Here is a 15,305-nt window from a genome sequence, read left to right as displayed (position 1 = left end):
GAAAAAGGTGAAAAGAATTCTGGATCTGATCGCAGACGAGATGCAGTCTGCATTTACCGCCTGCGGCTATGACGCGTCCTACGCAAAGGTTGTATTATCCAACCGCCCGGACTTATGTGAGTACCAGTGCAACGGTGCTATGGCAGCAGCCAAGGCCTATAAAAAGAAACCAATCGATATCGCAAATGAAGTCGTGGAAAAGTTAAACGGAGACGGCATGTTTTCCGAGATTAACGCCGTTATGCCGGGCTTCATCAACATCCGCTTAAATGCAGCTTATCTGGCTGATTACATGAACGGCATGGCAAAGGAAGAAAAGCTTGGCGTGGAGGAAGAAGGTCACGGCGAGACCATCATCGTGGACTACGGCGGAGCCAATGTGGCAAAACCGCTCCATGTCGGTCATCTGCGCTCTGCTGTCATCGGTGAGAGCGTAAAACGCATGGGCCGCTACTTAGGCTACAACATGATCGGCGATGTACATCTGGGCGACTGGGGCCTGCAGATGGGACTCATCATCGAGGAGCTGCGCGACCGTAAGCCGGATCTCGTTTATTTCGATGAAACCTATACCGGAGAGTATCCGTCCGAGCCGCCGTTTACCATCAGCGAGCTGGAGGACATCTACCCGACCGCAAGCGGCAAATCCAAGGTGGACGAGGCATTCAAGGAGCGTGCACAGACCGCAACCTTTAAGCTTCAGAAGGGCTATGCGCCGTATACTGCCATCTGGAAACACATCATGAAGGTTTCCCTGGCTGACTTAAAGAAGAACTACGGCAATCTGGACGTTCATTTTGAACTCTGGAAAGGAGAGAGCGACGCAGAGGAGTACATTCCGTGGCTGATCCAGGATCTGCAGGACAAGGGTCTGGCATACGAGAGCCAGGGTGCCCTGGTTGTAGACGTGACTGAGCCGACCGACTCCAAGGAGCTGCCGCCGTGTATCGTGCGCAAGTCCGATGGTGCTGCCCTTTACGCAACCTCTGATCTGGGAACCATTCTGGAGCGTGAGAAGGACTTCCAGCCGGTAAAATACATTTATGTTGCCGACAAACGTCAGGAACTTCACTTTAAGCAGGTCTTCCGCGTAGCAAAGAAGGCTGGTTATGTAAAACCGGAAACCCCGATGGTGCATATCGGTTTTGGTACCATGAACGGAAAGGACGGAAAACCGTTTAAGACCAGAGATGGCGGCGTTATGCGTCTGGAGCATCTCATTGCAGATATCAATGCAGCTGTTTATGACCGTATCATGGAAAACCGCAGCATGGATGAGGCTGAGGCGAAGGAGACCGCAAAGATCGTCGGCCTTGCAGCCTTAAAATATGGTGACTTATCCAATCAGGCAGCAAAGGATTACATTTTTGATATCGACCGCTTTATCTCCTTCGAGGGAAATACCGGTCCATATATCCTGTATACCATCGTCCGCATCAAATCCATTCTGGGCAAATACGAGGCACAGAATCCAGACGCAAAAGCAGACACTATTCTCCCGGCAGCCAGCGATGCGGAAAAAGCATTGATGCTGGAGCTGTCCAAATACAACGACGTGATGGAAAATGCATTCGCAGAGACTGCACCGCACAAGATCTGCCAGTACATCTTCGATCTATCCAATGCCTTCAACAGCTTCTACCACGATACCCGTATCCTGGCAGAAGAGGACAAGGAACGCCAGGCAAGCTGGATCGCGCTCATCACACTGGTAAAACGCGTGCTCGAGGCCTGCATCCAGGTACTCGGATTTGAGGCACCGTCTAGAATGTAACGTTACAGCAGTGACATGCAGAGGACAGTGAATTCCGGAGGCGAGTGAGCTTGCTCACAGAGCCTCTGGATTCGCTGGAATCTATAGGGCGAAGCCCGCGCAGCGAGATGGAGCGAAGCGGAATCGAGCTGGGGCATGTCAGCTCGGAAAAGTTGGTGAAGAAACTTCTGTTCACAAGAACGCGAGGAGGCATTATATGAAGATCATGGAGTCTGCCACCAGCACATTCTGGAAGGGAGAGCAGGGAATCCAGGCCTCCGTCCAGGATGGGGATCGGTTATACAAAGTAAATTTATATGTCAAGGGTAGTCAGGTTCGCGACTACTCTTGTTCTTGTGTGAATGGAAATTCCTACAAGGGCATGTGCGCACATGCAAAGCTTGTATGGGAACAATGGAAAAAAGAACAGGAGCTGCATTCCGGCCGTCCTGTCTCTACCTCACAGGAGATCCGCACCATGATCCGGGAGTATACCAACCGGGAAGTGGCAAAGATCATAGAGGATTCTGAGGAGACAGAGATCCGGCTGGTGCCGCGCCTGATGTTAAAAAACGGTTCTGCCAGTCTGGAATTTAAGCTGGGGCGGGATCGTTTTTATATTATCAAGGATCTGCTGGCATTTGCGGAGGCAGTGCGAACCGGAGCCAGTGTCTCTTACGGAAAACAGCTGACGTTTCACCACAGTCTGAATGCGTTTGCACAGGAGGACCGGGAGCTTTGTGCCCTGCTGTTAGAATTGGTGCAGGTTTATCAGGAACATTTCGAACAGTTCCGGAAGAGCTCATTTGTGACGATGCAGGGTCTCCGCACCCTGAATTTAAACCGGGCAAACCGGGACCGCTTCTTTCAGCTTATGGAGGACCGGGAACTGGAAGTCGAATTTGGCGATGGAAGCCATGTCAATGTGAAGGTGCAGCAGGAATGCATGCGGCTGCCGGTCCAGATCTGCCGCGCAGGCCGTGACGGCATTGCCGTGTCAGTGGACCAGGAGCTGTTTGGAATTCCGGGAGAACGCGGCTGGTATGTAGGAGACCAGACCCGCCTTGTATGTCTGGATGAAATGGAATCCAGGGAGCTGGGGGTATTTTTAGAACAGGTTTTGAAGGATAAAAAGAGCCATACGTTAGATATTCAGGACCGGGACATTCCGTTGTTTTACGAGCGTGTCCTGCAAAAAATACTTCCCTATGCAGAATTGACGGTGAACGATGTGGACCTGGAAAGCTACCGCCCGAAAGAGTTGAAGGCGCAGTTCTCGTTCGACAGCACCGGCCCGGATGAGATCACCATGAAGCCACTGCTTTCGTACGGAGATTTTTCGTTCTCTCCATTAAATGACGATAAGGTTCCGCGGATCATCTGCCGCGATGTCCCGGCCGAATTTAAGATCAGCCAGGTGATCACAAAATATTTCCAGTACCGCGACGGCGAGTCGGAATTTCTGGTGATCCGGGGCGATGAAGACGCGCTGTACCGCCTGCTTTCGGAGGGCATGGAGGAGTTTATGTCCTTAGGTCAGGTGCTGGTGACGGATGCGGCGAGAAAGATCCGCGTGCTGCCGTCACCGCAGGTGAAGGTAGGGGTGCAGACCTCCGGAAGATGGCTGGAGCTGAACGTGGATGCGGAGGGCATGAGCCGGAGCGAGCTGCTTGATATCCTTGCCGGTTACGATCCGAAGAAGAAGTATTACCGCTTAAAGAGCGGAGAATTTTTAGACGTTGATGAAAACGGGCTGATGACGGTAGCCCGCATGACGGACAGTCTTGGGATTGGGCGGGAGGAATTGTTATCCGGTACCGTCAAAGTCCCGGTCTACCGGGCCCTTTATCTGGATTGTATGTTAAAAGAGGGCAACGGCATCACGTTTTACCGCGATAATCTGTTCCGCGCAGTTGTGCGCGGTATGAAGTCGGTGGAAGACAGTGATTATGTGGTCCCAGACTCGTTAAAGCAGGTGCTGCGCGGTTACCAGAAGACCGGCTACCGATGGCTGAAAACCCTGGATGTAAATGGGTTTGGCGGCATTCTGGCCGATGACATGGGACTTGGAAAAACCATCCAGATCATAACGCTTTTGCAGGCAGAGGCAAAAGAACGCCCGGACTCCCAGACTCTGATCGTATGTCCGGCTTCCCTGGTTTACAACTGGGAAAACGAATTAAAACGCTTCGCACCGGGACTGACCGTACAGACGGTAACCGGGACTGCGCCGGAGCGGGAGGAGATTCTGCGGCAGGCGGCTGAAGTGAAAGCGGAAGCCAAGAAACAGGCTGCAAAATCTGCAGAAGCAAATTCCATGGAACCTGTCACGAAATCTGTCGGGGACAATTTGGAATCTATTCAAAAGGATATGGAATCTGTTCAAGACAGTTTGAAATCAGGAAAGGAAAATCTGAGAGTGGCATCAGATCAGGAATCCGTGACAGTAATCCGGCACCCTCAGATTTTAATTACTTCATATGACCTTCTAAAAAGGGACATCGCATTTTACGAGCCGTTCCAGTTCCGTTTTCAGGTGATCGATGAGGCGCAGTACATCAAGAATCCGTTGACGCAGAGCGCCAAGTCCGTGAAGCTGATCAAAGCGCAGACGCGGTATGCCCTGACCGGTACTCCGATTGAGAACCGCCTGTCTGAGCTCTGGAGTATTTTCGATTACTTAATGCCGGGATTCTTATTTACCTATTCCCGGTTCCGCAAGCAGTTCGAGACTCCGATCACCAAAGATGGAGACGGGCGCGCGCTGGAGAATCTGCGCCGTCTTTCTGCTCCGTTTGTGCTTCGCCGGTTAAAGAAGGATGTGTTAAAGGATCTTCCGGACAAGTTAGAGACGGTTGTATACTCTATGGCGGAAGAAGAACAGAAGCAGCTGTATACAGCACACGCTCTGGCACTAAAAGAAGAACTGGAGCAGATGAGCGGTGATACCTATGGAAGCGAGCACATCCAGGTACTGGCAGAGCTGACCAAGCTGCGTCAGATCTGCTGCGACCCGTCCTTATGCTTCGACCGCTACAAAGGCGGTTCGGCAAAGCTCGATACCTGTATGGAACTGATCACAGGCGGTATCGCAGGTGGACACAAGATCCTCTTATTCTCCCAGTTTACTTCCATGTTAGAACTGATCGGAGCGCGTTTAAAGAAAGAGGGAATCGCTTTCCATGAACTGACGGGAGCAACGCCGAAGGAAGAGCGCATCCGCATGGCCGGGGCCTTCCAGACTGACGATACGCCGGTGTTTCTCATTTCCTTAAAGGCCGGAGGAACCGGACTGAACTTAACCGCTGCCGATGTTGTCATCCACTACGATCCGTGGTGGAATGTAGCAGCCCAGAACCAGGCAACCGACCGCGCACACCGCATCGGCCAGGAAAAACAGGTATCCGTATTTAAGCTGATCATGAAAGATACCGTAGAGGAAAATATCTTAAAGCTTCAGGAACAGAAGCGGGATCTGGCCGACCAGATCATATCCGGAGAGCAGGTGTCCATCGGAAGCCTCAGCAAAGAAGAACTGCTGAAAATCCTGTCTCCACAGTAAATAAACAATATCGTACAGTAAACACAAATGGGCCGGAAGGTTTCGTACCCGCCGAATGGCGGGGACGAAACCTTCCGGCCCTCGTTCGTTACTGTGCGATATTGTTATGCAGCTGCTTCTGAGCGGTTGCCAGCATCAGCTTGATACGGTTTAACTGGTTTACCTCGCTGGCGCCCGGATCGTAGTCGACTGCGATGATGTTTGCCTCCGGGTGGGAAGCACGCAGCTCTTTGATGACACCTTTTCCTACGATATGGTTTGGCAGGCAGCCAAACGGCTGGGTGCAGACGATATTCTTCACACCGCTGTGGATCAGCTCCAGCATCTCGCCGGTTAAGAACCAGCCTTCACCGGTCTGGTTACCCAGGGAAACATAGTGCTTTGCCATGTCAGCCAGATCGCTGATGCGGGACGGCGGGGTGAAGTTTTTGCTGGCTTCCAGCTCCTTGCGTGCAGTCTTGCGGAAATACTCTAAGAGAGAGATCCCCAGGTTGCACAGGCGGGCGGTGGAGCGCTTGCCGCCAAGGTGGTCTGCCTTGAAGTTACTGTTATAGAAGCAGTATAAAAGGAAGTCCATCAGATCCGGCATAACAGCCTCAGCTCCCTCGGATTCCAGCAGGTCCACGATGTGGTTGTTGGCAAGCGGGGAGAATTTTACCAGAATCTCGCCGACAATGCCGACCTTCGGCTTCTTAATATCTAACCGCGGCAGCTCGTCGAAGTCGTGGATGATTCCCTTAATGTTTCTTCCAAATTCCATCATGTTTGCGGAGCACTTGGAAAGGCTCTTGATGCAGCGGGCCTTCCATTTCTCATGCAGTGCGTTTGCGGAACCCGGAACCTTTTCGTAAGGACGGGTGGCATAGAGCACGCGCATGAAAATATCGCCGTAAACAACGCCCTGCATGGCCTTGGTGATGAGTCCCGGTGTGAAGGTGAAACCAGGGTTGGTCTCCATGCCGTTCGCATTGACGGAGATGACCGGGATCTGCGGCATACCGGCTTTTTCCAGTGCACGGCGGATAAAGCCAATGTAGTTGGAAGCACGGCAGCCACCGCCGGTCTGGCTCATCAGGACTGCAGTGTGGTCCAGGTCATATTTGCCGGATAACAGCGCATCCATGATCTGGCCGATGACGATCAGGGACGGATAGCAGGCATCGTTGTTGACGTACTGCAGTCCGACATCGACCGCATTTTTGCTGTCATTCTGCAGCACCTCGATCTTGTAGCCGAATGCACGGATAGCCGGTTCGATCAGCTCAAAGTGGATCGGAGACATCTGCGGGCAGAGCAGGGTGTAGTCTTTCTTCATTTCCTTGGTGAAGACAACACGGTTGTAAGCGCTGGATACGACCTTGCGCTCGAAATGCTTCTGCTGGCGCACCTTTAAGGCTGCAATCAGGGAACGGATACGGATTCTTGCCGCACCGAGGTTATTGACCTCATCGATCTTTAATACAGTGTAGATCTTGCCGGAGCCGGTCAGGATATCGTGTACCTGGTCGGTGGTAACGGCATCCAGGCCGCAGCCGAAGGAGTTGAGCTGGATTAAATCCAGGCATTCGCTGTTCTTTACATAGGTGGCAGCGCGGTACAGTCTGGAGTGGTACATCCACTGGTCGGTGACGATGAGCGGGCGCTCTGCATCGGCCAGGTGGGAGATGGAATCTTCCGTCAGGACTGCAAAGCCGTAGGAGGTGATTAGCTCCGGGATACCGTGGTTGATCTCCGGGTCTACGTGGTAAGGGCGGCCGGCCAGGACGATGCCGTGGCGGTCGTGCTCCTTTAACCAGGCAATGGTTTCCTCGCCTTTTTTCTCCATGTCATGGCGGGACGCAAGAAGCTCTTCCCATGCAGTGTGTGCTGCTTTCTGCACTTCTACAGAAGAAATATGGTATTCCTTGCCAAATTCCACAATCAGCTGTCTGGTCAGCACTTCTTCGTTAGTAAAAGCAAAGAACGGATTCATAAAGTGGACATCGAACTCAGAGAGCTCTTCCACATTGTTTTTGATGTTTTCCGCGTAGGAGGTAACCATCGGGCAGTTGTAGTGGTTGCCTGCTTGAGGTGTCTCGTTGCGCTCGTACGGAATGCACGGATAGAAGATATCGCGCACACCCTGACGGATCAGCCAGGAAATATGGCCGTGCACCAGCTTTGCCGGGTAGCACTCAGACTCACTCGGGATGGACTCGATGCCAAGCTCATAGATTTGTCTGGTGGACTGCGGGGAAAGGATGACACGGAAGCCCAGTTCCTTTAGGAACGTAGCCCAGAACGGGAAATTCTCGTACATGTTCAGAACACGCGGAACACCGATGGTGCCGCGGGTGGCTTCATCAGCCGGGAGTGGCTCATAGTCAAACATCCGGTGATATTTGTAAGCGAACAGGTTCGGGATTTCTTTCTTTGCTTTTTCTTTTCCAAGACCGCGCTCGCAGCGGTTTCCGCTGACAAACTGACGTCCGCCGTCGAAACGGTTGATGGTGAGGACGCAGTGGTTGGTGCAGCCCTTGCAGCGTGCCATGGAAGTCTCATATTTTAAGGAAAGGATCCGGTCAAGCGGAAGCATGGAGGTGCCCTTTTCATGGTTGCAGCGCTCTCTTGCGATCAGCGCGGCACCGAACGCGCCCATGATACCGGCGATGTCCGGGCGGACTGCTTCACATCCGGCAATCTTTTCAAAGCTTCTGAGCACGGCATCGTTGTAGAAGGTGCCGCCCTGAACAACCACATGGGTGCCCAGGTCCGAAGCATTGGTGATCTTGATTACCTTAAATAATGCATTTTTGATGACGGAGTAAGCAAGACCGGCAGAGATATCGGCTACGGTAGCGCCTTCCTTCTGTGCCTGCTTTACGTTTGAGTTCATGAATACGGTGCAGCGGGTACCAAGGTCCGTCGGGTTCTTGGCAAAAAGCGCTTCCTTCGCGAAGTCAATGACGGAATAATTCAGGGACTTTGCAAAGGTCTCGATGAAGGAACCACAGCCGGAAGAACATGCCTCGTTCAGCTGCACGCTGTCCACGGTATGGTCTTTGATGCGGATGCACTTCATGTCCTGTCCGCCAATGTCCAGGATGCAGTCTACATCCGGCTCAAAGAATGCTGCTGCGTAGTAGTGGGAGATGGTTTCAACCTCTCCTTCATCTAACATCAGGGCAGATTTTAATAAGGCCTCGCCATAACCGGTCGAGCAGGACCAGGCAATGTGTGCGGTTTCCGGAAGCTTTTCCTTAATCTCGGAAATCGCGCGGATGGCGGTGGCGATGGTGCTTCCGTTGTTGTTGTCATAGAAGCTGTAGAGAAGGCTTCCGTCCTCGCCGACCAGGGCCACCTTGGTGGTGGTGGAACCGGCGTCGATTCCCAGGTAACAATTGCCGCTGTATGTGGATAAGTCTCCTTTTTTTACCTGATGCTGTGCATGACGGGTCTGGAACGCATCGTAATCGGCCTGGGATGCAAAGAGCGGCTCCATACGTTTTACCTCAAACTCCATCTTAATGCCGGAGGTAAGACGTTCGATCATATCGGTCAGGGATACGGTTACCTTCTCGTCTGCATTCATGGCTGCACCGATGGCAGCGAACAGATGGGAGTGGTCCGGTGCGACAATATGGTCTGCATCCAGATTCAGGGTGCGGATAAAGGCCTGGCGCAGCTCCGGCAGGAAATGCAGCGGGCCGCCGAGAAATGCCACGGTGCCGCGGATCGGTTTTCCGCAGGCAAGACCGCTGATGGTCTGGTTGACCACAGCCTGGAAAATGGATGCGGAAAGATCTTCCCTGGTAGCGCCCTCATTGATGAGCGGCTGGATATCAGATTTTGCGAAAACGCCGCAGCGGGCTGCAATCGGGTAGATCATCTGGTAATTTTTGGCATACTCGTTTAGACCGGAAGCATCGGTCTGTAAGAGGGATGCCATCTGGTCAATAAAGGAACCGGTACCGCCGGCGCAGATTCCGTTCATGCGCTGGTCGATACCGCCGGTAAAGTAAATAATCTTTGCGTCCTCGCCGCCCAGCTCAATGGCAACATCGGTCTGCGGGGCATAGTCCTGCAGGGCAGTAGCAACCGCTACGACCTCCTGAGTGAACGGAACCTCTAAGTGACCGGACAGGGTCAGGCCGCCGGATCCGGTAATGCTTGGGGAGACAGTCATCTCGCCCAGCTTTTCTTTTGCTCTTGATAATAAAAGAGCGAGCGTCTCCTGAATGTTAGCATAGTGGCGCTCGTAATCGGTAAATAACATATGATGTTCGCTGTCTAAGACTGCGATTTTTACGGTAGTGGAACCAATATCGATTCCAAGAGTATTATTATGTAATAAATTCATTTGATGCGGGGAAAACCCCTGCCTCCTTATCTAAAAAGACACACTTCCTCAGCGTACAGTGCAGAGTTTAACATAAAATCTCACATAATACAATTTGTGTATGTGTAAAAATTTAGTTAAGAAATCTGGAAACTTCTGTCAGAATTGAAAAAGAACGATCAATAGATTTGACAAACAAGAACTCAGAAATTATAATAAGATAGCCGAAACAGGGAAAGGAACGAAAAATCATATGATACGCATATTTAAAACGGAAGATGGAGCGATTCATCAGGTTGACGAAGCGGAATCCGGCTGCTGGATCGCACTGACAAATCCGACTGCAACCGAGATCCTTGAGATCGCGGAACGCTATGAGATCGATCCGGATCATGTCCGGGCCCCTCTGGATGAAGAAGAACGATCCCGTATCGAACTGGAAGAGCATTACAGTCTGATCCTGGTCGATATCCCTGTTATCGAGGAACGTAACGAAAAAGACTGGTATGTGACCATCCCTATGGGCATCATCATGTCAGACAGCATTATCATTACCGTGTGTCTGGAAGAAACACCAGTATTAAACGCATTCATGGACGGAAGAGTCCGTGACTTCTATACTTATATGAAGACACGCTTCATTCTCCAGATCCTTTACAAGAATGCATCCCTTTATCTGCAGTATCTGCGCATCATCGACAAGAAGAGCGATATCGTAGAAAAAGAGCTTTACAAATCCCCGCGAAACCAGGAACTTATCGAGATTCTGGAGCTGCAAAAGAGCTTGGTGTACTTTACCACATCCCTGCGCTCCAATGAGGTCGTACTGGAGAAGCTGCTAAAGAGTGAGAAAATCAAAAAGTATCCGGAGGATACCGAGCTTCTGGACGATGTCATCATCGAGAACAAGCAGGCAATCGAGATGGCCAACATCTACAGCGGCATTTTAAGCGGCACCATGGACGCGTTTGCTTCGGTTATTTCCAATAACCTGAACATCGTCATGAAGTTTCTGGCCACCATCACGATCGTCATGTCGATCCCGACCATGGTTTCCAGCTTTTACGGCATGAACGTGTTAAGCAGCAGCATGCCATTTGCAACAAATCCGTACGGCTTTTCCATTGTGATCGTGCTTTCCATCGTGCTGACCTGTGCGGTGGCATGGGTTTTTGCAAAACGGAACCTGTTCTGAGTGGATGAGTGCTGTTGTGGCGGGCAGTTGCCAGCACAGTGACTGCATCTGTTTTTTGCAGCCAGAACGGAACCGATAAAAAAGACAGAAAGGAAATTGCATGAAATTTTTCACGGATTTCGAACGAAAGTATCAGAAATATGCCATCCGGAACCTGATGTATTACATCACGATCCTTTATGCGGCCGGTCTGGTGGTATGGCTTTTAGATCCCATGATCTACTACAATTATTTGAGCTTAAATGTAGGCATGATCTTACGTGGGCAGATCTGGCGTCTTGCCACATTTCTGATCTATCCGCCGGCCTTCGGCTCCTGGAGCTTTACCCAGATTTTTTATGGCCTGATCGCATTGTTTCTATATTATAATCTGGGGCAGACACTGGAATATGTCTGGGGCTCTTTCCGCTTCAATGTATTCTTTATCATGGGAATCCTGGCGCAGATCGTGGCCGCATTCGTTGGCTACTTTGTGTTTGGCCAGAATTGGCTGTTAACCACAGGCTTTTTGAATGCATCGTTGTTCTTTGCTTTTTGCATCATCAATCCGGACGCGCAGTTTTACATGTTCTTTGTGCTGCCGGTAAAAGCAAAATGGATCGCGATCGCCGAGGCAGCCGTTTATCTTTACGATTTTATCATGGGAAATATTGCGGTGAAAGTAGAGCTGGTACTTTCCATGATCACCATCATCCTGTTTTTTGCCATGACCCGAAACTACAAGCGCTATGCGCCAAAGGAGATCAAACGCCGGCAGGAATTTAAGCAGCAGGCGAAGATCGTGGTTCCGGGAAAGACCCGTCACCGCTGTGCGGTGTGCGGCCGGACCGAGCTGGACAATCCGGAGCTGGAGTTCCGCTATTGTTCCAAATGCGAGGGTAACTATGAGTACTGTCAGGATCATTTGTACACGCACAAGCATGTTACAAAGGATTCTGTGCAAGAATAGATTTATAAAATAATTTTGGAGGACAACACATCTATGAAAAAGACAAAGATCATCTGCACCATGGGACCGAACACCAATGACCGCAACCTGATGAAGGCGCTTGCTGAGAACGGCATGGATATTGCACGTTTCAACTTCTCCCACGGCGACTATGAGGAGCAGAAATCCCGTCTGGATATGTTAAAGAGCATCCGCGATGAGCTGGATCTGCCGATCGCAGCCCTGCTGGATACCAAGGGACCGGAGATCCGTACCGGCCTGTTAAAAGATGAGAAAAAAGTAACCTTAGTTGAGGGACAGACTTATACCCTGACCACCCGCGAGATCGTTGGTGACGACCAGATCGGTTTCATCAACTACAGCGGACTTCCGGCAGACGTTGAGGCTGGCAATACCATCCTGATCGATGACGGCCTGATCGAGCTGAAGGTTCAGGAAGTAGTAAACGGCACCGATATCGTCTGCACCGTAGTAAACGGCGGCGAGCTTGGCATGCGCAAGGGCGTAAACGTACCGAACGTAAAGATCAAGCTTCCGGCACTGACTGAGAAGGATAAAGCAGATATCCGTTTCGGTATCGAGCAGGGCTTCGATTTCATTGCAGCTTCCTTCGTTCGTACTGCAGATGCGGTTCGTGAGATCCGTGCGATGTTAGACGAGGCTGGTTCCCACATCCAGATCATTGCAAAGATCGAGAACGCAGAGGGTATCGAGAACCTGGATGACATCATTGAGGCCAGTGACGGCATCATGGTAGCTCGTGGTGACATGGGCGTAGAGATCCCGGCTGAGCAGGTTCCGCACATCCAGAAGACCATCATCCGCAAGTGTAATCTGGCATGCAAGCCGGTTATCACCGCAACCCAGATGCTGGATTCCATGATCCGCAACCCGCGCCCGACCCGTGCAGAGGTAACCGACGTTGCAAACGCAGTATACGATGGTACCGATGCAGTGATGCTGTCCGGCGAGACTGCAATGGGTAAATATCCGGTAGAGGCATTAAAGATGATGGCTCAGATCTGCGAGACTTCCGAGCGGTACTTAGACTACAATGCATACCGCATGAGAAGAGTATCCACCGCAAACCGCAAGAACATTTCCAACGCAGTTTGCTACTCTTCCGTATCCACTGCCCATGACCTGGAAGCAGATGTCATCATCGCTCCGTCCATCAGCGGATTTACCACCCGCCTGCTCTCCAAGTGGAGACCGAGCACAACCGTAATCGGCCTGTCCCCGAGCGCAACCGCAGTACGCCAGATGCAGATCTACTGGGGCGTAAAACCGTACCAGGCAAAGCGCGCAGATTCTACCGACCTTCTGATCGAGTCTTCCGTTGAGCTTCTGAAGGAGAAGAACGTGATCAAGAGCGGCGATGTTGCAGTTGTAACTGCTGGTGTAGTAAACAAGAATACCCGTCACGAGCCGGCGAGCAGCACCAACATCATGCGTGTGGTAGTGGTTGAGTAATTTGAATAATTTTTGTATTAATTTTTCATATTAATCGAAAGAACTAGACAAGGAAGTCTGATATGGGTTACAATCAGTTTGATTGCGGCCTGTTCAGGCTTCCTGTTTTTTCGTTTATAGGAATTATAGCCTATGAAACAAAAACACCCTGCACACCAAGGAGGTTGTGTCTTGATGCGGGCATGTGGAAAGATAAATCCTGCAAGAGCAGATTTTGTATAGAGAGGAGATACCGATGGAGAAAAAACCATTTGTAACAAAAGCACAGTTAGAGGAGATTACAAAGACCTACCCGACCCCGTTTCATCTGTACGATGAAAAAGGGATCCGAGAGAATGCAAAGCGCTTAAAAGAGGCATTTTTCTGGAATAAGGGTTACAAGGAATATTTCGCAGTAAAGGCAACTCCGAACCCATACATTCTGAAAATCCTGCAGGAATACGGCTGCGGCACCGATTGTTCCTCTGCAACCGAGCTGATGATGTCTGACGCAACCGGCTTTTCCGGTCACAACATCATGTTTTCTTCCAATGATACTCCGCCGGAAGAGTTCAAGCTGGCAAATGACCTGGGTGCCATCATCAACCTGGATGATATTACCCATATTGAGTGCGTAGAAAAGGTTCTTGGTTATATTCCGAAGACCATCAGCTGCCGCTATAATCCGGGCGGACTGTTCAAGATCAGCAATGATATCATGGACAACCCGGGCGATGCGAAATACGGCATGACCACCGAGCAGATGTTCGAGGCGTATAAGATCCTGAAAGAAAAAGGCGCTGAAAACTTCGGTATGCACGCATTCCTGGCAAGCAACACCGTAACCAACGATTATTATCCGATGTTAGCAAAGGTTCTCTTCGAGCTTGCTGTTAAGCTGAAAGAAGAGACCGGCGCCCACATCACCTTCATCAACCTTTCCGGTGGAATCGGTATTCCTTATCGTCCGGACCAGGAACCGAACGACATTATGGCGATCGGCGAAGGCGTACGCAAGGTTTACGAGGAAGTTCTGGTACCGGCTGGCATGGGCGATGTAGCCATCTACACCGAGCTTGGCCGTTTCATGCTTGGACCTTACGGCTGTCTGGTTACCAAGGCCATCCACGAGAAGCACACCCACAAGGAGTACATCGGCGTCGATGCCTGCGCAGTCAACCTGATGCGCCCGGCTATGTATGGTGCTTACCATCACATCACCGTAGCTGGAAAAGAAGATGCTCCGTGCGACCACAAGTACGATGTAACCGGTTCTCTCTGCGAGAACAACGATAAGTTCGCCATCGACCGCATGCTCCCGAAGATTGATATGGGTGATTTGTTAGTCATTCACGACACCGGAGCACACGGCTTCGCTATGGGCTATAACTATAACGGAAAGCTCAAATCCGCCGAGCTCTTATTAAAGGAAGATGGCTCCGTGCAGATGATCCGCCGTGCCGAGACACCGCAGGATTATTTCGCAACACTGGATATCTGCCCGATGATGGAGAAATATCTGAAATAACAATTTAAGTATATGACAAGGGCCGTGTGAGTTGCCGAAAGGCAACTCACACGGCCCTATTAAAGTTAATCAAATTGTTAATTTGCTTTACAAAACGGTATAATATCCACTTATGGATAATATACAGATTTCGGCCAAACTGATTTAATAGAATAAGATTGTAGCTAAGTGTGCAAAATGCAGTTGGATAAGCTTATAAATCAGGAGGGACGGACATGATAACGTATGATCCGCTTTGGGAGACCATGAAGACCCGTGGTGTTTCCCAGTACCGGCTGATCAAAAATTATGGTGTCAGTTCCGGGCAGATCAACCGATTGAAGAAAAATGCGTATGTTTCAACGCATACGATCGAGGTGCTGTGCCAGATTTTAAACTGCAGGGTAGAAGATATCATGCAGTACGATGAAAAAAATACAGGAGAAAAAGAATAGCAGGAAGGGCTGGAAACGAAAAGCCCGATAGTGAATAGTAAGCGTTTTGTTTTATATGTAAGTGGAGAAGGGGCTGTCGCACTAACGTGCGGCAGCTCATTTTATATATCCAAC

8 protein-coding genes are annotated in these 15,305 nt (G+C 50.7%); 7 read left to right on the top strand and 1 reads right to left on the bottom strand.

All coding sequences use genetic code 11. From position 1 onward, the window contains the following. Positions 1-7: 7 nt before the first annotated feature. Together argS and DW922_RS18055 are read left to right on the top strand one after the other, a co-directional pair. On the top strand, positions 8-1,774 hold the full coding sequence (gene argS / locus DW922_RS10105) for an arginine--tRNA ligase (RefSeq protein ID WP_118726456.1): 1,767 nt from the start codon (positions 8-10) through the stop codon (positions 1,772-1,774). A gap of 196 nt (positions 1,775-1,970) precedes the next feature. After that, complete coding sequence (locus DW922_RS18055) at positions 1,971-5,315, top strand: DEAD/DEAH box helicase (RefSeq protein WP_243032170.1); 3,345 nt, start codon at positions 1,971-1,973, stop codon at positions 5,313-5,315. A gap of 88 nt (positions 5,316-5,403) precedes the next feature. On the opposite strand, the gene DW922_RS10095 is transcribed toward DW922_RS18055, so the two are convergent. Further along, positions 5,404-9,654, bottom strand: a complete 4,251-nt coding sequence (locus DW922_RS10095; protein WP_118718126.1) for a 2-hydroxyacyl-CoA dehydratase — start codon at positions 9,652-9,654, stop codon at positions 5,404-5,406. A 232-nt stretch (positions 9,655-9,886) separates the two neighbouring features. Between DW922_RS10095 and DW922_RS10090 the strand changes: the two genes are divergently transcribed. The 5 genes from DW922_RS10090 to DW922_RS10070 all read left to right on the top strand — a co-directional run bounded on the left by DW922_RS10090 (position 9,887) and on the right by DW922_RS10070 (position 15,191). Further along, positions 9,887-10,828, top strand: a complete 942-nt coding sequence (locus tag DW922_RS10090) for a magnesium transporter CorA family protein (RefSeq protein ID WP_118718125.1) — start codon at positions 9,887-9,889, stop codon at positions 10,826-10,828. Between the two features lie 100 nt (positions 10,829-10,928). Next, the gene (locus DW922_RS10085) at positions 10,929-11,777 is read left to right on the top strand and encodes a hypothetical protein (RefSeq protein WP_118726455.1); all 849 of its coding nucleotides are present in this window, start codon (positions 10,929-10,931) and stop codon (positions 11,775-11,777) included. Between the two features lie 33 nt (positions 11,778-11,810). After that, positions 11,811-13,250, top strand: a complete 1,440-nt coding sequence (gene pyk / locus DW922_RS10080; protein ID WP_118718123.1) for a pyruvate kinase — start codon at positions 11,811-11,813, stop codon at positions 13,248-13,250. A 235-nt stretch (positions 13,251-13,485) separates the two neighbouring features. Further along, the gene (locus DW922_RS10075) at positions 13,486-14,757 is read left to right on the top strand and encodes a diaminopimelate decarboxylase (RefSeq protein ID WP_118726454.1); all 1,272 of its coding nucleotides are present in this window, start codon (positions 13,486-13,488) and stop codon (positions 14,755-14,757) included. Between the two features lie 215 nt (positions 14,758-14,972). Then, complete coding sequence (locus DW922_RS10070) at positions 14,973-15,191, top strand: helix-turn-helix transcriptional regulator (protein ID WP_118718121.1); 219 nt, start codon at positions 14,973-14,975, stop codon at positions 15,189-15,191. Positions 15,192-15,305 lie beyond the last annotated feature (114 nt).

Source organism: Clostridium sp. AM42-4 (assembly GCF_003480105.1).
In the GTDB taxonomy this organism is placed as follows: domain Bacteria; phylum Bacillota; class Clostridia; order Lachnospirales; family Lachnospiraceae; genus Brotaphodocola.
This window is presented reverse-complemented; position numbering and strand designations above follow the sequence as displayed.